Annotated in this window: 17 protein-coding genes; 12 read left to right on the top strand and 5 right to left on the bottom strand. The window is 61.0% G+C overall.

Annotated elements, in window-relative coordinates; genetic code table 11:
• Nucleotides 1-45 precede the first annotated feature (45 nt).
• The 4 genes from QZ648_RS23550 to QZ648_RS23535 are packed head-to-tail and all read left to right on the top strand — an operon-like array spanning nucleotide 46 to nucleotide 4,222.
• Nucleotides 46-1,167 carry a glycosyltransferase family 4 protein gene (locus tag QZ648_RS23550; RefSeq protein WP_169066158.1) on the top strand — a complete coding sequence of 374 codons (1,122 nt, stop codon included), beginning with the start codon at nucleotides 46-48 and terminating at the stop codon, nucleotides 1,165-1,167.
• Nucleotides 1,164-1,988 (top strand): lipopolysaccharide core heptose(I) kinase RfaP, encoded by an 825-nt coding sequence (rfaP, locus tag QZ648_RS23545; protein ID WP_291998445.1) that lies wholly within the window; start codon nucleotides 1,164-1,166, stop codon nucleotides 1,986-1,988. The genes QZ648_RS23550 and rfaP overlap by 4 nt, the downstream gene beginning before the upstream one ends.
• Nucleotides 1,985-2,752, top strand: coding sequence for a lipopolysaccharide kinase InaA family protein (locus QZ648_RS23540; protein WP_291998444.1), 768 nt, complete (start codon nucleotides 1,985-1,987; stop codon nucleotides 2,750-2,752). Before rfaP ends, QZ648_RS23540 begins: the two co-directional genes overlap by 4 nt.
• A gap of 36 nt (nucleotides 2,753-2,788) precedes the next feature.
• Nucleotides 2,789-4,222: a lipopolysaccharide kinase InaA family protein gene (locus QZ648_RS23535; protein WP_291998443.1), complete on the top strand. Its 1,434-nt coding sequence runs from the start codon at nucleotides 2,789-2,791 to the stop codon at nucleotides 4,220-4,222.
• A 51-nt stretch (nucleotides 4,223-4,273) separates the two neighbouring features.
• Here the strand turns inward: QZ648_RS23535 and msbA are convergent, their stop codons facing one another.
• Entirely contained in the window at nucleotides 4,274-6,076 is a 1,803-nt protein-coding gene (gene msbA, locus QZ648_RS23530) for a lipid A export permease/ATP-binding protein MsbA (protein ID WP_169066160.1), read from the bottom strand.
• Nucleotides 6,077-6,082: 6 nt separating this feature from the next.
• Nucleotides 6,083-8,377, bottom strand: a complete 2,295-nt coding sequence (locus QZ648_RS23525) for a penicillin-binding protein 1A (RefSeq protein WP_291998442.1) — start codon at nucleotides 8,375-8,377, stop codon at nucleotides 6,083-6,085.
• A 384-nt stretch (nucleotides 8,378-8,761) separates the two neighbouring features.
• On the opposite strand from QZ648_RS23525, the gene QZ648_RS23520 reads away from it, so the two are divergent.
• From QZ648_RS23520 to QZ648_RS23485, 8 genes are all read left to right on the top strand, one after another.
• Nucleotides 8,762-9,841, top strand: coding sequence for a pilus assembly protein PilM (locus tag QZ648_RS23520; protein ID WP_291998441.1), 1,080 nt, complete (start codon nucleotides 8,762-8,764; stop codon nucleotides 9,839-9,841).
• A complete protein-coding gene (locus QZ648_RS23515; RefSeq protein ID WP_291998440.1) occupies nucleotides 9,838-10,404 on the top strand; it encodes a PilN domain-containing protein in 567 nt (188 codons plus the stop codon). Before QZ648_RS23520 ends, QZ648_RS23515 begins: the two co-directional genes overlap by 4 nt.
• Nucleotides 10,401-11,081, top strand: coding sequence for a type 4a pilus biogenesis protein PilO (gene pilO / locus QZ648_RS23510; protein ID WP_169067872.1), 681 nt, complete (start codon nucleotides 10,401-10,403; stop codon nucleotides 11,079-11,081). The genes QZ648_RS23515 and pilO overlap by 4 nt, the downstream gene beginning before the upstream one ends.
• Nucleotides 11,078-11,593 (top strand): pilus assembly protein PilP, encoded by a 516-nt coding sequence (locus QZ648_RS23505; protein WP_169067871.1) that lies wholly within the window; start codon nucleotides 11,078-11,080, stop codon nucleotides 11,591-11,593. The genes pilO and QZ648_RS23505 overlap by 4 nt, the downstream gene beginning before the upstream one ends.
• Nucleotides 11,594-13,657 (top strand): type IV pilus secretin PilQ, encoded by a 2,064-nt coding sequence (gene pilQ, locus QZ648_RS23500; protein ID WP_169067870.1) that lies wholly within the window; start codon nucleotides 11,594-11,596, stop codon nucleotides 13,655-13,657.
• Between the two features lie 293 nt (nucleotides 13,658-13,950).
• Nucleotides 13,951-14,487: a shikimate kinase gene (locus tag QZ648_RS23495; protein WP_169067869.1), complete on the top strand. Its 537-nt coding sequence runs from the start codon at nucleotides 13,951-13,953 to the stop codon at nucleotides 14,485-14,487.
• Entirely contained in the window at nucleotides 14,475-15,563 is a 1,089-nt protein-coding gene (aroB, locus tag QZ648_RS23490) for a 3-dehydroquinate synthase (protein ID WP_291998439.1), read from the top strand. The genes QZ648_RS23495 and aroB overlap by 13 nt, the downstream gene beginning before the upstream one ends.
• The gene (locus QZ648_RS23485; protein WP_169067867.1) at nucleotides 15,556-16,677 is read left to right on the top strand and encodes a deoxyguanosinetriphosphate triphosphohydrolase; all 1,122 of its coding nucleotides are present in this window, start codon (nucleotides 15,556-15,558) and stop codon (nucleotides 16,675-16,677) included. Before aroB ends, QZ648_RS23485 begins: the two co-directional genes overlap by 8 nt.
• A 99-nt stretch (nucleotides 16,678-16,776) precedes the next feature.
• Here the strand turns inward: QZ648_RS23485 and QZ648_RS23480 are convergent, their stop codons facing one another.
• The 3 genes from QZ648_RS23480 to QZ648_RS23470 form a co-directional block, all read right to left on the bottom strand.
• The gene (locus tag QZ648_RS23480) at nucleotides 16,777-17,238 is read right to left on the bottom strand and encodes a CBS domain-containing protein (RefSeq protein ID WP_169067866.1); all 462 of its coding nucleotides are present in this window, start codon (nucleotides 17,236-17,238) and stop codon (nucleotides 16,777-16,779) included.
• A 306-nt stretch (nucleotides 17,239-17,544) separates the two neighbouring features.
• Entirely contained in the window at nucleotides 17,545-18,963 is a 1,419-nt protein-coding gene (pntB, locus tag QZ648_RS23475) for a Re/Si-specific NAD(P)(+) transhydrogenase subunit beta (protein ID WP_169067865.1), read from the bottom strand.
• 12 nt (nucleotides 18,964-18,975) lie between these two features.
• The gene (locus tag QZ648_RS23470) at nucleotides 18,976-20,565 is read right to left on the bottom strand and encodes a Re/Si-specific NAD(P)(+) transhydrogenase subunit alpha (RefSeq protein ID WP_291998438.1); all 1,590 of its coding nucleotides are present in this window, start codon (nucleotides 20,563-20,565) and stop codon (nucleotides 18,976-18,978) included.
• Nucleotides 20,566-20,913: the final 348 nt, after the last annotated feature.

Below are 20,913 nucleotides of genomic sequence, written 5' to 3'. Positions count from 1 at the left end.
TGCGCACTGTCGCTGCACCCTTGCCGCCAGCGCCGGGATTTCTTGATGCAGATCGCCTTCTGCCTTTACAAATACTTCCCGTTCGGCGGCCTGCAGCGCGATTTTCTGCGCATTGCCCTGGCCTGCCAGGCGCGCGGCCACAGCATCAGGGCGTACACACTGGAATGGCGTGGCGATGTTCCGGCGGGCTTTGAGGTGGTCCTGGTGCCGGTCAGGGCGCTCAGCAATCCGCGCCGCTACGCGAAGTTCAGTCACTGGGTCGGCCAGGATCTGGCGGCCCGATCCGCCGACCGGGTCGTCGGCTTCAACAAGATGCCTGGACTTGATGTCTATTTTGCCGCCGACCCCTGTTTCGAAGACAAGGCGCGCACGCTACGCAGTGCGCTCTATCGGCTGTCGGGGCGCTACCGCCATTTCTCCGCATACGAGCGCGCTGTTTTCGGGGCCGGGGCACGCACCGAGATCCTGCTGATCTCGCCACTACAAAAGCCGTTGTTCCAGAAGTACTACGCCACACCGGACGAGCGTTTTCATCTGCTGCCGCCGGGAATTGCGCGCGACCGCCGCGCGCCGGCAAATGCCGCGGCGATCCGTGCCGCTTTTCGGCACGAGTTCGCGCTGGCCGCCGACGATTTGCTTCTGCTGCAGCTTGGTTCGGGCTTCAAGACCAAGGGCCTGGACCGCAGCCTGAAGGCGCTGGCGACGCTGCCGGCAGCGCTCGCCAAGCGTTGCCGACTGTTCGCCATCGGCGACGACGAGGCGCAGCTGTTCCATGCCCAGGCGCGAGCGCTCGGCGTTGCTGATCGGGTGCGCATTCTGCGCGGACGCAGCGACATTCCGCGCTTTTTGCTCGGCGCTGACCTGTTGATCCATCCGGCCTACAACGAAAACACCGGCACGGTGCTGCTCGAGGCAATGGTCGCCGGCCTGCCGGTGCTCACCACCGCTGTTTGCGGCTACGCGCATTTCGTCAGTGATGCCGATGCCGGGCGGGTCGTGCCCGAGCCTTTTGAACAAGCCTGTCTCAATCGCCTGCTGGCGCAGGTCTTGAGTGACGAGCCAGCACGTCGGCAATGGCAGTCTCGCGCCCTGGCCTTTGCCGAGCAGGCCGACATCTACAGCAACGCTGAACGTGCCGCCGAGCTGATCCTCAAGGAAAGGTCATGAGCGGCGACGTGTTGTTCCTTGACGAGCCCTTTCGCTCGCTGTGGGCGGGGCAGGATCCCTTCGTCGCCGTCGAGACCCTCGAAGGCGAGATTTTTCGCGAACTCGAGGCGCGCCGCACCTTGCGAACCGAAGTCGCCGGGCGTGGCTACTTCGTCAAGATTCATCGTGGTGTCGGCTGGACCGAGATCGTCAAGAATCTTCTTTCGCTACGCCTGCCGGTGCTCGGGGCAGCGAATGAGTGGCGGGCCATCCAGTGCCTGAGCGAACTCGGCGTCGATAGCATGCACGCCGTCGCCTACGGGCGGCGTGGCCGCGACCCCGGGCGGCAACACTCGTTCATCATCACCGAGGAGCTGGCCCCGACGCTCAGTCTCGAGGACTTCTGCCTGGACTGGAAAGAGCATCCCCCGGAGCTACGCTTGAAGCGCGCGCTGATCGCCCGTGTCGCTGGCATGGCGAGGAGAATGCATCGGGCGGGCATCAATCATCGCGATTTCTACCTCTGTCATTTTCTCCTGCACCTTGACCCGGCACCGACCGCCGACCGGTTCAGGCTGTCTCTGATCGATCTGCACCGCGCGCAACTCAGAGGGCAACTGCCGGGACGCTGGCGCGACAAGGATCTGGCGGCTTTATACTTCTCGGCTGTCGACATCGGCTTGAGCAAGCGTGACCTGTTGCGTTTTTTGGCGGCTTATTTTGCCTGTCCCTTGCGGCGTATTCTGCGCGATGAAGCGCCGCTGCTTTCGCATCTGGCGAGCGAAACACTTCGCTTGCAGGCACGTTTCGCTCGTAAGGTGGCGGCAGGGGAAATGACATGAGAAACTGGTGGGTGAATCCACAGTATGCAGCAAGCGAAGCGGGCGCCGTGTTTGGCAGTATCGAGCGCGTTTTTTTACTTGCCGGTGAGGGCATAGCCAACGATCAACTGAGTTGCGTGCTGCGCGTCGGCGTCGGCGACAAGCGCTACTACGTCAAGCGCTATAGTGGTAACGGCAAGACCATGCGCCGGCGCTGGTTCGGTCTGCGGCGCTGGCTGGGTCCACCGCGGGTGCGTGCCGAATGGCGGAACCTGCTCGCTTTTCGAGCCTGGGGTATTCCGACCGCAACCCTGGTCGCCTATGGCATCGAGCGGCGTTTTGGCGGCTTCGTTCGCGGCGCGCTGGTGACCGAGGAAATTCCGGATACGATGGATCTCGCCTACCTCGCTCACAGCGACGATCCGCGACTCGGCGATCATGCCTGGCTGACGCAGGTGTCGCAGCAGGTCGCCAGCCTGACCAGGACGCTGCACGACGCTCGTTTCGTGCACAACGATCTGAAGTGGCGCAACCTGCTGGTCGATGGCGGTGCGTCGCCGACGGCCTATCTGATCGATTGCCCGACTGGCAACTATTATCGTGGTGCCGTCCTCGAGTATCGGATCGTCAAGGATCTGGCCTGCCTCGACAAGCTGGCCAAGAAAAAACTGTCGCGCAGTCAGCGCTTGCGCTTCTACCTTGACTACGCAGGCCAGGCGCGTGTTGGCGATGGTGATCGGCAGCGAATCGCCAAGATCGTTCACTTTTTCGATGGCCGAGAGTAGGCGCGGCGGGCGCTGCCGAGCGCCATCGCGCTGGCCATGAGCGTGCCCGTGTTGAGCGATGCGAGAACGCTGCGCGCCGCCGGTCGCCAGCCACGACTGCCGTTTTGCGTGGCCCTTGCCGATGGGCGCCAGTTGAGCATGCGACGCCTGCTGCGTGTCCTGCCCGGCAAGCGGCTGGTTGGTGAGGCAGAACTCGACGGTCGGCGCGTGCTGGCCAAGCTCTTCGTCGGGCGGCGCTGCGAAAAACATTGGCGGTACGAGCGCGGGGGGCTCGAAGCGCTGCGTGATGCCGGCGTGCCGACCCCTGAAGTGCTCGCCGCAATGGCCATGGCCGGTGGTGGTTACGCCCTGCTGACTGTTTTTCTCGAAACAGCCGAGAGCCTTGCCGAAGCCTGGGAGCGGGTTTCCCGACGGGCCGCCGGGGACGGCGAGGCGCTGGCCGTACTGGCGCCGGCGCTGGGCATGCTCGGACGGCTGCACGCCGCTGGCCTGGTCCAGGACGACCTGCATCTCGGCAATTTTCTACGTCATGACGGCAGGGTGCTGGTCGTCGACGGCGATGCGGTGCGCGTGATCTGCCGCGGACAGGCCTTGGCGCCAGCCGACGCTGGCGCCAACCTGGCGGTTCTCCTGGCGCAGTTGCCGCCGGCGTGGGACCGCCAGCTCAGCGCTTTGCTGCCCGCTTACACTGCCGAGCAGGCCTGCTTGCCTGAGCAGGCGGTCTTGCAACGCAATATCGAGCGCGTCAGAGCCTGGCGCCTGGGGGACCTGCTGGCCAAGACAGTGCGTGAGTGCACGCTGTTCGCGGTCGAGCAGACAGGCGTACGCTTTTGCGCCGTGCGCCGCGAGGAAGCGGAAGTGCTGGCGCCCTTGCTGGCGGCGCCGGACCGCGCCATCAGCAGCGGCGAGGTGTTCAAGGATGGTGGCACGACGACGGTGGCGCGCATCGTGGTGATAGGCCGCGCGCTGCTGATCAAACGCTACAACCTCAAGAACCTGCGGCACGCGCTCGGTCGTCTGTGGCGTCCGAGCCGCGCCTGGCATTCGTGGCGCGAGGCGCACCGGCTGCTGTTCTTCGACATCCCGACGCCAAGGCCGCTGGCGCTGATCGAGGAGCGCTGCGGACCGCTACGCCGACGCGCCTGGCTGATTTGCGAGTACTGCCCGGGCCCGAATCTGCTGAGCCATCTGTCGGCCGATAGCGCGCCGCCGGCTGACGAGGGCAAGGCCATCTGCGAGTTATTTGCAGCTTTGTGCCGACATCGCATCAGCCATGGCGATCTCAAGGCCACCAATCTGCTCTGGGACGGCGAGCGCGTGCTGCTCATCGACCTCGATGGCGTCGTGCAACATCGCTCGGCGATCGCGCATGCGCGTGCCTGGCGGCGCGACCGCGCCCGCCTGTTACGCAACTGGCCGTCAGGCTGTGCACTGCAGCGCTGGCTCGACGAGCAGCTACCCGCCGCTTGAAGCCTCGCGTTGCCCCAGCGATCCGCTCGGGCGCTCGCTGGCGGCTGCCGATCAGCTGTCGGCGGGCTCGCTGAACTGCATTGCGTACAAGCGCGCGTAGTGGCCGTCGTTGGCCAGCAACTCGGCGTGGCTGCCGCGTTCGACAATGCGTCCCTGGTCCATGACCAGAATGAGGTCGGCTTTTTCGATAGTCGACAGGCGGTGCGCGATGACCAGTGTCGTTCGGCCGGCCATCACCTGGTCGAGAGCGCTCTGAATATGACGTTCCGACTCCGTGTCGAGCGCTGAGGTCGCCTCGTCAAGAATCAGGATCGGTGCATCCTTGAGCAGCGCCCGGGCAATCGCCAGTCGCTGCCGCTGGCCACCCGAGAGCATGACGCCGTTTTCTCCGACCAGGGTTTCGAAGCCGTCTGGCAGACGGTCGATGAACTCGCGAGCAAAAGCGGCTTCGGCGGCCTTTTCGATGGCCTCGCGCGGGGCCTCGGAAAGGTCGCCGTAGGCGATGTTGCTGGCGATGCTGTCGTTGAACAGCACTACCTGCTGGGTGACCAGCGCGAGGTGCTGGCGCAGGTTGCGCAGGGTGAAATCCTCGACATCGACCCCGTCAATGAGAATCTGGCCAGAGTCGTGATGGTAGAAGCGGGGGATGAGATTGGCCAGTGTTGACTTGCCGCTGCCCGAGCGCCCGACGAGGGCGATCATCTGGCCCGGTTCAACCGCGAAGCTGATCTGATCGAGAACGCGCGTGTTGCTGCCCGGATAGGCGAAGGACAGGTCTTTCACCTCCAGGCGGCCGCTGACTCGCTCCTTCTCGATGCTCCCGTGATCGGGCTCTGGCTCTTCGTCGATCTGGGAAAAAATGCTTTCGGCACCGGCCAGTCCTTTCTGAATCGTCGAGCTGACTTCGGACAGCTGGCGAATCGGCTTCGGTAACATTCCGGCGGCGGTGAGATAAGCGACCAGATCGCCTGCCGAGGCGTCGCCGCGCAGCGCCAGGACCAGAGCCAGCAGCACCGCCATCGCGGAAAAGGTGACGAACTGCAGCGCCGGGGTGTAGGTTGCGCTCGTTCTGACCATGCGCAGCTGCTTGGCCGTGTTGTCCTCGCTCGCTGTCCGGAAGCGGTTCGATTCGTAGTTCTCGCCACCGAAACTGCGGACCACGCGGTAGCCCTGGATGGTTTCCGAGGCGACGTGCGTCAGGTCGCCCATGGTCGCCTGTATCTTGAGGCTCTGGCGGCGGAACTTCCGGCTGGCACGGCTGACCATGACGCCAATGATCGGCAGGATGGCGACCATTACCAGCGTCAGTCGCCAGTTCATCCACAGCAGGTAGCCGAACAGGAAGATGACCGTCATCCCCTCACGGATGACGACCTTGATGGCATCCGTCGCGGCACCGGTGACCATGGTCACGTTGTAGGTGATTCGCGAGATCAGATGGCCGGTGTTGTGCTGGTCGAAATAGCCGTTCGGCAGACGTAGCAGGCTGTCGAAAAGGGCGCGCCTGAGATCGTGGATCAGCCCCAGCGAAACTCTCGCCAGATAATAGTTGCCGAGAAAGGAGCCGATCCCCTGCCAGGTGACGACGAGGACCAGCAGCAGAGGTATGCCGTAGATCAGGTCCAGATCACCGGTCAGCGCCGTCGTCTGCCGGCTTATGCTGCTGGGCTCACTCAGTTCATCGACAAAGTACTTCAGAATTCCGGCCATCATCGGTTGCGACGAGGCGAAGATCATGTAGCCCAGCAAGCTGACCGCGAACATGCCGAGAAAGGGCCGCAAATAGCCGAGCAGGCGAAAATAGATTCGTAGCGACGAAGTGGCTGGTTTGGCGGTCTTGCCGGCGGTTGTCAAAAGTGCTCAGTCCTCGGCTTCGCTGCCATCGTCGGCGGGCCAGATGGGTGCTATTTCGGCCGGTGCGTTTTCCTTGTAGAACAGCTCCCGGCCTGGCCCTTTGCCGTTATCCGGAATGGCCACCGAGACAATTCCATCGGGAGCTGGCAAAAAGGACTCCGGGACATCCTTCAGCGCCTTGCTCATGAAGCCAATCCAGATCGGCAGCGCTGCCGAGCCGCCCGTTTCTCGCCGGCCAAGGTTTTGCGGTTGGTCAAAGCCGATCCAGGAGCAGGCGACGACGGTTTGTTGGTAGCCACAGAACCAGGCGTCTACCTGGTCATTGGTAGTTCCCGTCTTGCCGGCGAGATCGCGCCGCTTGAGCGTCGCCGAAGCGCGCGCACCGGTTCCGTAGATGGTCACGTCGCGTAACATGCTGTCCATCAGGAAAGCATTGCGCGGGTCGATGGCGCGTAGGCGTTCGTCGCCGGCAGTCGTTGGCGCTGCCTGCGCCAGCAGCTGATTCTTGTCATCCAGGATCTGGCTGACGATGTAGGGCCGAATATGGTAGCCGCCGTTGGCGAAGACCGCGTAGCCGGCGACCATTTGCCAGGGGGTTGCCGAGCCGGCGCCCAGGGCCATGGTCAGGTAAGGTGGGTGTTTGCTGGCGTCAAAGCCAAAGCGCGTCACGTAGTCCTGCACAAAACGCACGCCGCTCGCCTGCAGGAGACGGATCGAGACCATGTTTTTCGAGCGGGCCAGCGCTCGCCGGATACGCATCGGCCCTTCATACTTGCCGTCGTAGTTTTTCGGTTCCCAGGCCTGACTGCCGGTGACCGTTGCCGGGAAGCTGATCCGTTCGTCGTTGACCACCGACGCCGCTGTGAAGCCTCTTTCAAGGGCGGCCGAATAAATGAAGGGCTTGAAGCTCGAGCCCGGCTGCCGCCAGGCCTGGGTGGTGTGATTGAATTTGCTGCGGTTGAAATCAAAGCCACCAATCAGGGCGCGTATGGCGCCGTCACGCGGATCTGCGGCCAGGAAAGCAGCTTCCACCTCGGGCATCTGAACGATTCGCCAATTATCTTTTTCGTCGCTCTGGACGCGAATGATCGCGCCCCTGCTGAGGCGCTTGTTGGCCGGCGCCTTGTTGTCGATCATGCTCGCTGCGAACTTCAGGCCGTCGCCGCTGAGAGTGACAATCTCGCCGCCCCGCCGGTAGGCTCGAATGGCCTTTTTGCTCACTTCCAGGACGATCGCCGGGTGCATGTCTTCGGCGTCAGTGAAGTCCTGCAACAGTTCCTCGAGGGCCTCGTCCTGTTCCGATTTAATCCGGCTGATGTCGACGTAGCCCTCGGCGCCTCGATAGCCGTGGCGGCGGTCGTAGTCCAGGACCCCGCGGCGAACGCTGTCATAGGCCGCTTCCTGATCGGCCTTGAGAATCGTTGTGTGGACGCGCAGGCCGCGCGTATAGACATCCTCGGGAAAGCGTTCGGCGGCGATCTGGCGGGCCATTTCCGTGACGTACTGGGCGTGAATCGGTCGTTCGCTGACGTCGCGCTTGATCACCAGGGCTTGCGCCAGAGCTTCCTCATACTGCTCGTCGCTGATGAACTCGAGTTGCAGCATGCGCCTGAGAACGTACTGCTGGCGAATGCGGGCGCGCTTCGGCCTGGCCACCGGGTTGTCGGAGGAGGGCGCTTTCGGCAAGCCGGCAAGCATGGCCACTTCGGCGACCGTAAGGTCGGCCAGCGACTTGCCGAAATAGATCTGCGCTGCGGCGGCGAAGCCGTAGGCGCGTTGGCCGAGAAATATCTGGTTGATGTAGAGCTCGAGGATCTGGTCCTTGCTGAGGTTGTGTTCGATCTTGAAAGACAGCAGTGCTTCGTAGAGCTTGCGGGTGTAGGTTTTCTCAGAGGACAGAAAGAAGTTCTTGGCCACTTGCTGGGTGATTGTCGATGCCCCCTGGCGCTTGCCACCGCCAACCAGGTTGGCTTGTAGTGCGCGCAGGATGCCCAGCGTGTCCACGCCGCTGTGCTGATAGAAGCGCTCGTCCTCAGCTGCCAGGATGGCCTGTTTCATGATTGGCGGGACCTCGTCTATGCTGACTACGGCACGACGCTCCTCGCCGAACTCGCCGAGCAGATAGCCGTCCGCCGTGTACACCCGCAACGGTACCTTGGGGCGGTAGTCCGTAAGAATCTCGAGCGACGGCAGGTTCGGGTAGGCCAGGCTAAGGACCACGGCCACCATGGCAAGGGCTATCGCGGCAAGGCCGACAACAACTACGATGGGGTATAGGATCCAGCGGAGGGCAGTAGGCAACACGGCGTCCGGAAAGAAAGGCAGATCCCGCTATTATATTGGCGCGGCCATGAAAAGGCGCGAAGATCAGCGTGGCGCTTGCCGCTCCTGTCCTCCTTCTCGCATCGCTTGGCTTGCCGCAGGTACCGAGGATGGCGCCCTGTGCACAACCGGACGGCGTCGCTGCCGTTCTTGGTCATGTCAATTCCCTGGCTAAGAACAGGCTACGCAAAATCAATGATTTTAGTGGTTTACGCTACACTCTTAGACTAAAACAAGATATCCAAGGCCCTAGCGGAGAAATTGCTTTACAGGTCGGGAGCTTGTTGCTAGCATCTAAAGTAGAATATCTATAAGTACGCTAACTACAAATTATTGAAGGGTTTTTTGGCCGGGGGTGGCGATTTGCAGCTTGATCTTTCGATCTTTAATCCCAAGGCGCGCTCCCTGATCGGTCTTGATATCAGTTCATCGTCGGTCAAGATGGTGGAACTGGCAAGCGATGCGAAAAGCGGTTACCGCGTCGAGCGCTACGCGATTGAGATCTTGCCCAGGGACGCTGTCTCGGATGGCAACATTGTCAACCTGGAAGCTGCGGCGGAGTCGGTCCGGCGCGCCTGGAAGAAACTGGCGACCGTTACGCGGCAGGTGGCCATTGCCCTGCCGGCGTCGCATGTGATCACCAAGAAGATCATCGTTGCCGCCGGGCAGAGGGAAGACGAGTTGGAAGTGCTGGTGGAATCCGAGGCCAACCAGTACATCCCCTTTGCTCTCGACGAGGTCAATCTGGATTTTCAGGTGCTCGGCCCGGTGTCATCGTCTCCTGACGAGATCGAAGTTCTTATCGCTGCGTCTCGTAAGGAAAAGGTGGAGGACCGTGTCGCTGTGGCGGAAGCGGCAGGACTCAAACCGGTGGTCCTCGATGTCGAGTCCTATGCGGTGCTTTCAGCGTTCGAGCTGATCGAAAAACAGCTTCCCGAGGGTGGCCGGGGCAGGATCATCGCCTTGGTCGACGTCGGTGCCAACGTGATGAACCTGACCGTGCTGCGCGATGGTCAGCAGCTCTACGTTCGCGAGCAGGCGTTTGGCGGCAATCAGCTGACGCAGGATATTGCCCGCCTTTTCGGAATGAGTTTCGAGGAGGCAGAAGCAGAAAAGCGCCGCCACAATTTGCCGGTGGAGTACGAGGCCGAACTCTTGCGGCCGTTTCTTGAGTCCTTGGCGCTGGAATTGTCGCGTGCCCTGCAGTTCTTCTTTACTTCGACTCAGTTCAATCAGATCAACCACATCGTCCTGGCCGGCGGCTGCGCCGTCATTGCCGGGGCCGACGAAGTCGTCGCCTCGCGCACGCAGATCAACACTGTCATTGCCAATCCCTTTGCCAAAATGTTGCTTGCCGATCGCGTGCGCGCCAAGAACCTGCTCACCGATGCCTCGTCGTTGATGGTTGCCTGCGGTCTTGCGCTGCGGAGGTTCGACGAATGATACGCATCAATCTCCTGCCGCATCGGGAAGAGAAGCGACGAGCGCGGCGACAGCAGTTCTATGCTGTGCTCGCTTTGATCACCGTTCTTTCCGGCCTGATCGTCTTTCTTGTCTACTCCGTGATTGGCGGCTATATTGCCGCCCAGGATGCCAAGAACGACTTCCTGCAGAAGGAAATCGCCGTCCTTAACAAGCAAATCGATCAAATCAATCGGCTCAAGGCGCAAAGTGACGCCTTGATGGCGCGCAAGCGAATCATCGAATCCTTGCAGCGCGATCGCGCCGAAGCGGTGCGCTTGCTGAGCGAGCTCGCCAAGCAGATGCCTGAGGGAGTGTATATCCGCTCGCTGAAGCAGGTCGGGCAGAGCATCCATCTTGTTGGCTACGCTCAGTCCAGCGCCCGCGTTTCAACGCTGATGCGTAATATCGAAGCGTCGCCGTGGCTTGAGAAACCCCGTTTGATCGAGATCAAGGCAGTGCTGGTCGACAAGCGTCGTCTCAACGAATTCAGCATGAACGCCTCCCTGAAAAGGGCCGCCGTAGGCCAAGAGGGGCAGAAATGAAGACGACGCCCAAGCTTCCGTCTATCGATTTCCGCGAGATGCTCAGAGACTTTGAGAATCTCGATCCGAAGGATCCCGGAGCGTGGCCGGTTGCGCCGCGTGTGACCGTCCTGGTCGGGTTGTTCATTTTGCTTTCGCTAGCCGGGTGGTGGTTTGTCTGGGCTGACCAGTTGGACGAGTTGGCGAGCAAGGAACAGGAAGAACTGCGGCTGAAGGATCAGTTCGTGGCCAAGAAGAAGCAAGCTGTCAACCTCGACCTGTACATTCAGCAGTTGGATGAAATTGACCGCTCATTCGGTACCTTGTTGAAGCAGCTACCTAACAAATCCGAAGTCGAAGCGCTGCTGGTCGAAGTCAACCAGGCGGGGATGGGCCGCGGCCTGCAGTTCGATCTCTTCAAACCCGGTAGCGAGCAGGTGCAGGATTTCTATGCCGAACTGCCGGTCAATGTGCGCCTGACGGGGACTTACCATGACTTCGGTGCATTTGCCGGCGATATTGGCAAGCTCTCCAGAATTGTCACCTTGAACAACATCTCGATTGTCGATAACCCGCAGAGCAAGGATGGAAGGCTGGTGCTGGATGCGGTTGCCAAGACCTTCCGCTATCTCGATGCGGAAGAGTTGGCGGCCAAGAAGAGGGCGGCCGAGGCGGCCAAGAAGGGTGGCAAGAAATGAGCAAACTTCTTGTTCTGCTGGCCAGCGTCTTTCTGGTCGCCTGTGCCAGCGGTGATCATGAGGATCTTCGCGAGTGGATGAGCACGGTGGCGCAGGACGCCAAAGGCAAGATACCGCCGCTGCCCGTGGTCGAACCCTATGAGCCCGTGGCCTACGATGTCGGTGACCTGATCGACCCGTTCAAGCCGGCCAAGCTGGGTTCGGATGCACGAAAGGGAGGGAGCGGTTTCAAGCCTGACCTCGACCGACCCAAGGAGCCTCTGGAACTTTACCCTCTGGAATCGCTGCAGTACGTCGGCGTGATGACCAGGGCCAAGGTGTCGTATGCCATCATTCAGGTCGAGAGCGCTTTGTACCAGGTCAAGATCGGCAACTACCTGGGCCAGAACTTCGGCGTGGTGATCGATGTTTCCGAATCAGAGGTAACGTTGCGAGAGCTTGTTCAAGATTCCGCCGGTGACTGGGTGGAGAGGACGAGCAGCCTGCTGTTGCAGGAAAAGGGAGCAAAGTAAATGAAGCAGATCATCAAACAAACCCTGCTCGGCCTGGTTGGAGCTGTTCTATTCATCTTCGGGCCCGCCAACGCGCAGGACGCTCACTCGAATTCGATCGAGTCGATGAATGTCATTCAGCAGGGCTCGGTGCTCAACGTCAGGCTCACCTTCAAGGAGCCCTTGACGGTATTGCCACCAGCGTTCAGCGTTGCCAAGCCAGCCCGCATCGCCTTCGATTTTGCGAATACGATCAACGGCTTGGGCAGGTCGAGTCAGGCGTATAACGAAGGTGAGCTGAAGAGCGCCAATATTGTCCAGGCCGAGGACCGAACCCGCCTGGTACTGAACCTGCACAAGCCGATGACCTATGAAGCACGCATTGAAGGCAACGACCTTTTGCTGGCTCTGGTGCCGAGTTCGACCACTCAGGGCGCAACCGCTGTCGAGCATTTCGCCAAAGCGATACCCTCGGTCACCGGGAACGCCGTTCGCGACATCGCCTTCCGGCGCGGCAAGGACGGTGAGGGGCGTATTACGGTCGATCTGAGCGATGCCAACGCCGGCATCGACATCCGCCAACAAGGGGCGAATCTGGTCGTCGATTTCGCCAATGTGAGCGTTCCCGGCGCGCTGCAGAAGAAGCTCGATGTCACCGACTTCGCCACCCCGGTACTGAAGGTGAGCACTGTTCAGAAAGGCCCGAACGCGCGCATGACGATCACCCCGCACGGTCTCTGGGAGCACAACGCCTATCAGAGCGACACCCAGTTCGTCATTGAAGTCAAGCCGATCATCGAGAACCCGAACAAGTTGGTACAGGGGAGCCGCGGCGGCTATCAGGGCGAAAAGCTGTCGCTCAACTTCCAGAACGTCAATGTGCGGCGCCTGCTGCAGGTGATCGGTGAGTTCACCGGCATGAACATGGTGGTCAGCGATTCCGTCGGTGGTTCGATCACCCTGATTCTCAAGGACGTTCCCTGGGATCAGGCGCTGGACATCATCATGCAGCAGAAGGGGCTTGCCATGCGCAAGAATGGCAACGTCATTTTGATTGCGCCGAGCGAGGAAATTGCCACCAAGGAAAAGCTCGACTTCGAATCGCGAATACAGATTGGCGATCTCGAGCCCCTGGTGTCCGAGAGCTTCCAGATGAACTACATCAAGGCCGACGCAGTTCAGAAACTGCTGATCGACCCCAAGCAGACAGTGCTTTCCAAGCGTGGCAGCGCCGTTGTCGAGGAGCGCTCAAACATCCTCTTTGTGAAGGATACGCCCAGCCGGCTCGACGAGGTGCGGGCCATGATCGCCAAGGTCGACGTTGCTGCCCGGCAGGTGATGATCGAAGCACGTATTGTTGAAGCTGGTGATAGTTTTGCGAAAAACCTTGGCGTACGCCTGGGCTGGCGGCAAACTTTCCCCGACGGCGCGGTCAGGATTGGTGGTGACGGTACGGCGGTCAGCGGTAATCTCGACATGGGCGGCACGCAGGTCAACCTGCCAGCCACGCCACGGACCGGAAACGCCGGTACGCTGAATTTCCTGCTCTTCAACAACGCCCTGACGCAGTTCCTGACGGCCGAGATCTCGGCGCTCGAAGCAGATGGCCGCGGCAAGGTCATCTCCAGCCCACGCGTGATGACCGCCAACCAGGTCGAGGCGATCATTGAGCAGGGCGTCGAAATTCCTTATCAGCAGGCGACCAGTTCAGGGGCGACCAGCGTCTCCTTCCGGAAAGCCAACCTGGCGTTGAAAGTAACGCCCCAGATTACCCCGGATGGCAAGATTTCCATGGAACTGGACGTCAACAAGGACACCCCGAATACCCGCCTGTCGACCGGTGCTGGCGTGGCCATCGATACCAAGCACGTCAAGACACAGGTGCTCGTCGAGAACGGCGGTACGGTGGTCATCGGTGGCATCTACACTCAGGAAACCCGCAACAACACCACTCGCATCCCGTTCTTCGGTGACCTTCCGTACATCGGCTTCCTGTTCAAGAACCGTGAGACCATCGACGACAAGACCGAATTGCTGGTCTTCATAACGCCGAGAATCGTTGCCGATAATCTGTCGGTACGTTAACCCGGTTCACCGGAAAGATCGCGTACGCGACTCACGAATCTCCCTTCTTCCCTGCGCGGGAGAAGGGTCGGGGGTTCGGCGGGGAATTCAGGCAGCATGCTCTCTGCCCGTTGAACGATTCCGGCGTGCAAGCCGGAATGCGCACTGCAAGTGGAGGGGGGGCGGTCATGACTTTCACAATCGGGCGTGGGTTGATCTGTCATGACCGTTTGGCAAGCCTACAAAGCCGGCCCTGAGCCGGCTTTTCTCACGCTCTTCGTTTCGTCCTCTATGGCTTGCGATAAAATGGACTTGTGAACATCGAGGACGAGAAAAGGAACGTCTATCTGGTCGGCCTGATGGGCGCCGGCAAAACGACGATCGCCAAGGTCTTGGCCAAGCGCCTGGCTTATCAGTTTGTCGACTCCGACCACGAAATCGAGGCGCGTACCGGCGTCAGCCTGCCGACGATCTTCGAGATCGAAGGTGAGGAGGGGTTTCGCAAACGCGAAGCCCAGGTCATCGAGGACCTCTCGTCCCTGCGCGGTCGCGTGGTGGCCACCGGCGGCGGCGCGGTTCTGCGCGCCGAGAATCGGGTCAATTTGCAGGGCAGCGGCCTGGTGATCTACCTCAATGTGCCTCTACAAACCCTCTGTGAGCGCACGCGCCACGACAAGAATCGGCCCTTGCTGCGGGTCAGCGACCCGCTGCGGAAACTCAAGGAGCTGCACCAGCAGCGCGACCCGCTGTATCGAAGCATCGCCGATCTGGTGGTCAGCGGTTCTCGGATCAGCGCGCAGTCGGTGCTGCAACTGTTGCTCAAGAAACTGGAAAAGCCATGGAAACCTTGACCGTTGCACTCGCGGACCGCGCCTATCCGATTCATGTCGGGCGTGCGCTGCTCGACAGGGGCGACCTGCTGCTGCCGTATCTGCGCCAGCCGAAAGTGGCGATCGTGAGCAACACCACCGTCGCGCCCCTGTATCTCGAGCGCCTGTCAGGGTCGCTGCGGCGTGCTGGAATCGAAGTCGTCGAGGTCATCCTGCCCGACGGCGAAGCGTTCAAGAACTGGCAAACGCTGACCACCATTTTTGACGTTCTGCTGCAGGCTCGCTGTGAGCGGGCAACGACCCTGCTGGCTCTTGGCGGCGGCGTCGTTGGCGACATGACCGGCTTTGCGGCGGCGTGTTTTCAGCGCGGCATGCCCTTCATCCAGATCCCGACCACCTTGCTGGCGCAGGTTGATTCGTCGGTGGGCGGCAAGACAGCGATCAACCATCCGCTCGGCAAGAACATGATTGGTGCCTTCTATCAGCCGAAACTGGTGCTGGCCGATACCGATACCTTGAAGACGCTGCCCGATCGTGAACTGCGCGCGGGTCTGGCCGAAGTGATCAAATACGGTCTGATCAGGGACCTGCCGTTTTTCGAATGGCTTGAAGTCCACCTCGAAGGGCTGCTGTGTCGCGACCCCGAGCTGCTGGCGGAGGCCATTGTTAGATCGTGCCGCAACAAAGCCGAAGTGGTCGTCGCGGACGAGCACGAGAGCGGCGAGCGGGCTTTGCTCAACCTTGGCCACACCTTCGGGCACGCCATCGAAACCGCTATGGGCTATGGCCAATGGCTGCACGGCGAAGCCGTCGCCGCCGGCACACTCATCGCCGCCCAACTCTCGTCGCAGCTGGGCTGGCTCGGTGCGTCCGAGATCGAGCGGGTGGTGCGCTTGTTTCAGCGTGCGGGATTGCCGGTGTTCGGGCCGCCGCTGGCCGTCGAGCGCTATCTGGAACTGATGCAACACGACAAGAAGGTACGCGAAGGCAAGCTTCGCTTCGTGCTCCTGAAGGACATTGGTCAGGCAGTGGTCAGCGAAGTCGCCGCGGAGAGCGAGGTCAGGAGAGCCATCCTGGCGCGCTCGGCGCATGCCTGATCTCGCTCCCTACGCCGTAACGGCGGCTAACTCGCGGGGCCGTCGCTACCCGGACACGAGGCCGTCGTATCGCAGCGAGTTCCAGCGCGACCGCGACCGGATCGTGCATTCGACGGCCTTCCGGCGTCTGGAATACAAGACGCAGGTCTTCGTCAATCACGAAGGCGATCTCTTCCGTACCCGTCTGACGCACAGTCTTGAAGTGGCCCAGATCGCGCGCGCCATTGCGCGTGCGCTAGAGCTCAACGAAGACCTCGCCGAAGCTATTTCGCTGGCCCACGACCTTGGCCATACGCCCTTTGGCCACGCCGGCCAGGAGGCGCTCAACGAGTGCATGCGCAACCATGGCGGCTTCGAACACAATCTGCAAAGCCTGCGCATCGTCGATTTGCTCGAGGAGCGCTACGCGGCCTTTGCCGGGCTCAACCTCTGTTTCGAGACGCGCGAAGGTATCGTCAAGCACTGTTCGCCCGAAAAAGCTCGCCAGTTGGGAGAGCTCGGCGAGCGCTTTCTAAGTCGCACGCAACCGTCGCTGGAAGCCCAGATCTGCAATCTGGCCGATGAAATCGCTTACAACAACCACGATGTCGATGACGGCTTGCGCTCAGGGCTGATTACCCTCGATCAGCTCGAAGAGCTGAGCCTGTTTGCGAGCCACGTCGCCGACGTTCGGCGAGTCCATCCGAGCGTTGGTGGGCGGCGCTTGATCCACGAGACGATCCGGCAGATGATCAACGCTCAGGTTTGCGATCTGATCGAAACAACCGCCGCCAACATTCGCCAATCTCAGCCCCCGGATCTCGCCGCGGCCAGGTCCGGGTCGGCCCTGGTGGCGTTCTCCGATGAGTCTTTTCGGGCGCAGCGGCAAATGAAGCGCTTTCTACGCACGCAGCTCTATCAGCACTATCGGGTGTTGCGAATGGCCAGCAAGGCGCAGCGGATCGTCGGCGATCTCTTTGCTGCTTTCACCAGTGAGCCACGCCTCTTACCGCCGCAGTATCAACTGCCAGGTGATGGCGATCAGGCGCGTCGGGTGGCCGACTATATTGCCGGGATGACCGACCGCTATGCGATCAAGGAGCACCGGCGCTTGTTTGCCGTCGGCGAGAGCTGAAGCGCGGCGAGCTGTCCCGTTCCTGCGGTGCGCTGAACAGATCCCTAGCCCTGTTTCTTTTCCGGCAATCGCCGCAGGTGCTTCAACGCGCCCGAACGATCAAGGTGATGGCCAATCCTTGATGTAAGCCTTGAGGAGCTTGTTTTCCATATTGCGCTCTTCAAGCACGGCCTTGGCAACGTCGTGAAACGAGACGATGCCGATGATGGTGTCGCCTTCCATGACCGGTACGTAGCGGGTGTGCGTATCGACCATCATGCGACGCAGCTCGTCGACGTCCATTTCCAGGGCCGTGGTGGGCGGATTGGCTTCCATTGCTTCGATAACCAGGATCTCTGCGATCGGCGGCGTTGGGCCAACGCGGCGCTCGGTCTGGCGCTTGGCGAGGATCAGCATCACCTCGCGGAAGGTCAGCATCCCTGCCAGCTTACCTCCCTCCATGACGATTACCGAGCCGATGTCATTTTCGGCCATCATGATTACCGCCTCCGAGAGCGGCGAGTCCGGATGGACAGCGAACAGCGCGGAATCCTTGACCTGCAGAACTTCTTTGACCTCCATGTTTCCCCCTGGAATAGGCTAGCTAGCTGATGCGTTTCTTGACTGTTGGCGCTGATTCTATCAGATGTCGATCGACATCCGAAAATGCGCTCGCAGCTTGCGCCCGAGGATTGCCTCGAGAAAGCACAACGCCCGCGAAGGCGGGCGTTGTGCGGTCGTAGCGGGCGAGAACGCAGGCCCTTTTTAACGGTCATGACACGGCGAGATACCCCGGATCATGAAAGTCATGACGGCCCCCTCTTCTCCCGGCCCTTCTCACGCAAGGAGAGAAGGGAGTTTCGTGAGTCGCATGCGCGACTTTCACATTTAAGCCTTCAGAGCAATCAACACTTCATCGAGCATTTTCTTCGCATCACCGAAGAGCATGCGATTGTTTTCCTTGTAGAAGAGTGGATTGTCTACCCCGGCGTAGCCGGAGGCCATGCTGCGCTTCATCACGATCGACGTTGTCGCCTTCCACGCCTCGAGCACCGGCATGCCGGCGATCGGGCTGTTCGGGTCGTCCTGGGCGCCGGGGTTGACGATATCGTTGGCGCCGATGACCATCGCCACATCGGTCTTCGGAAAGTCCTCGTTGAGTTCGTCCATTTCAAGCACGATATCGTAGGGAACCTTGGCTTCGGCGAGCAGCACGTTCATGTGACCCGGCATGCGGCCGGCCACCGGGTGGATGCCGAAACGCACATTGACGCCTTTTTCACGCAGAAAGCGGGTGATTTCGTACACTGTGTGTTGTGCTTGCGCGACGGCCATCCCGTACCCCGGGATGATGATCACGTTCTTGGCGTCGCGCAGAAGCTCGGCAGTCTCGAGCGCCAGGATCGGCGTCACCTCACCTGCCGGCTGCGCTCCGTCAACCGCCACAGGGGTGCCTCCGGTAGTTCCAAAGCCGCCCGCGATGACGCTGATGAAGTGGCGATTCATCGCCGCGCACATGATGTACGAGAGAATGGCGCCGCTCGATCCGACCAGTGCGCCGGTGACGATCAGGAGGTCGTTGGAGAGCATGAAGCCGGTTGCCGCGGCCGCCCAACCCGAGTAGCTGTTGAGCATCGAAACCACCACCGGCATATCGGCGCCGCCAATGGCCATCACCATGTGCACGCCAAAAGCCAGGGCGATGATGGTCATCACGATCAGGTAGGCCATGCCGGTGCCGATGGAGTCGGCTTGCACAAACTTCCATCCGAACAGGATGACCACCAGCAGTCCGATGAGATTCATCCAGTGCCGCCCGGGAAGTAGCAGCGGATTGCCGGAGATCTTGCCCGACAGCTTGCCGAAGGCGATCACCGAGCCCGAGAAGGTCACTGCACCAATCAGGATGCCGACGTAAATCTCGATTTCGTGGATGGTCTTCGCGGCGCCGCTGAGGTGCGAAGCGGCGATCGGATCAACGTAGTTCGCGAAACCGACCAGCATTGCTGCCAGGCCGACCATGCTGTGCATCAGCGCGACCAGTTCGGGCATCTGCGTCATTTGCACTTTGCGGGCGGCGTAAAGGCCGATGCTGGCGCCAATGAGCATCGCAAAAATGATCCACGCCATGCCGCCGAAGCCGGCCACATAGGGGCCAAAAATCGTTGCCAGCACGGCGATGGCCATACCGATCATGCCGTAGAGATTGCCGCGTCTGGCTGTCTCCTGATTGCTGAGTCCTCCGAGGCAGAGAATGAAGAGGATTGTCGCTCCAATGTAGGAGACGGTTGCCAAGCTGTAAGACATATTCATCGACTCCTATTTGCGGAACATTGTCAGCATGCGCTGAGTGACAGCGAAGCCACCAAACATGTTGATCGTCGCCAGGATGATGGCCAGGATCGCCAGCAGGCGAATCCAGCCGTCGGGCCGGTCAAGGGCGATGCCATCCATGGGTGGTGCGATCTGCACCAGGGCGCCAATGGCGATGATGCTGCTGATCGCATTGGTGACGCTCATCAGCGGCGTATGCAGTGCTGGCTTGACGTTCCAGACCACCATGTAGCCGACAAAGCAGGCCAGTATGAAGACCGTGAAGTGGGCGAGGAACTCTTTCGGCGCACCGGCGCCGATGAGCAGGAAAAACAGGGCCGCAACGCCAAACATCACGCCCGCACGCTTCGCCGACGAGGGTGCGCCGGGTTTGCCGTGACCCGAGGATTTCGCGGCCGCGGCAACGGGTTTGGCTGCGGCTGGCTTGGGTGCGGCGGCGGCCAGTTTCGGAGCCGGTGGCGGCCAGGTGATCGCGCCATCCTTGACCACTGTCGTGCCGCGAAGAACTTCGTCGTCCATATTGACGTCGATCGAGCCGTCCTTGTTCTTGCACAGTTCCTCACTCAAGCGGAAGAGGTTGGTTGCGTACAGCGTGCTCGATTGCTTGGATAGCCGGCTCGGTAGATCCGCGTAGCCAATGATCGTTACGCCGTGCTTGACGGTCACCGTTCCCGGCTCGGTCAGCTCGCAGTTGCCGCCCTGCTCGGCGGCCATGTCCACGATCACGCTGCCGGGCTTCATCGACTGCACCATTTCGGCGGTGATCAGCTTGGGTGCCGGCTTGCCGGGGATCAGCGCCGTAGTGATGATGATGTCGACGTCTTTCGCCTGTTTGGCGAAAACGTCGCGCTGCGCCTTCTGGAAGCCCTCGCTCATCACCTTGGCGTAGCCGCCCACGCCGGAACCTTCTTCGACGTAATCGACAGCGACAAACTCACCACCCATCGACGTCACTTGGTCGCCGACTTCCGGACGGGTGTCGTTGGCGCGGACGATGGCGCCCAGACTCGACGCTGTGCCGATCGCGGCCAGACCGGCAACGCCGGCGCCGATCACGAACACCTTGGCCGGGGGTACTTTGCCGGCCGCCGTGATCTGGCCGGTAAAGAAACGACCGAAGGCATGCGCCGCCTCGATCACCGCCCGGTAGCCCGCGATATTGGCCATCGAACTCAACGCGTCCAGCTTCTGCGCCCGCGAAATGCGCGGCACGCTGTCCATGGCCAGAACGGTCACCTTGCGAGCGGCCAGCTGCTCCAGCAGTTCGGGATTCTGCGCTGGCCAGATGAAGCTTACCAGCGTCGTGCCCTCGCTCAGCAAGCCGACCTCTTCGGTCGACGGGCCACGCACCTTGAAGATGATGTCCGAAGATGACCACAAGGTGGCCGTGTCTTCGACAATTTGCGCGCCAGCGGCGCGATAAGCGTCGTCGGAAACCGTCGCGGCATCGCCTGCGCCGGCTTCAACCTGAACAGCGAAACCTAGCTTGATCAGTTTCTCGACTACCTCTGGTACTGTTGCAACGCGTTTTTCCCCTGCTGCAACCTCTTTCGGAACTCCGATTGTTAGCGGCATTCAGCCCTCCATCCCTTGTCTCGTTAGTGCCAGTGTTCAAAGAAAACGGCCCGCAAACCGCGGTGCTCGCCTACCCCACGAACGCGAATCGCCAGTGTCAATCTTGAAAACGGTCGAAGAATTCCCCGTTCCGCGGTGCGCAGAACGACCTCCCCCTGGCCTCGGCCTTTGCCGATCGGCACAAGCACCACCGTCAAGCGCCTAGCGTGCGCAGCTTACCACAAGCACAAAAAGGAATTCAGCACGCGGAATACGCTGTCCAAGCACCGATCCTGTCGGCGGGCAGGCATCACGAAGAAAGCTGCTGGCTGCAACCCTTGTGCCGGCATCGACGGCGATCTCGAGCGC

The organism is Candidatus Accumulibacter sp. ACC012, assembly GCF_907163155.1.
Classification (GTDB): Bacteria; Pseudomonadota; Gammaproteobacteria; order Burkholderiales; family Rhodocyclaceae; genus Accumulibacter; species Accumulibacter delftensis.
Note: the sequence above shows the minus strand (reverse complement) of the source record. Positions and strands in the feature narration are given on the sequence as shown.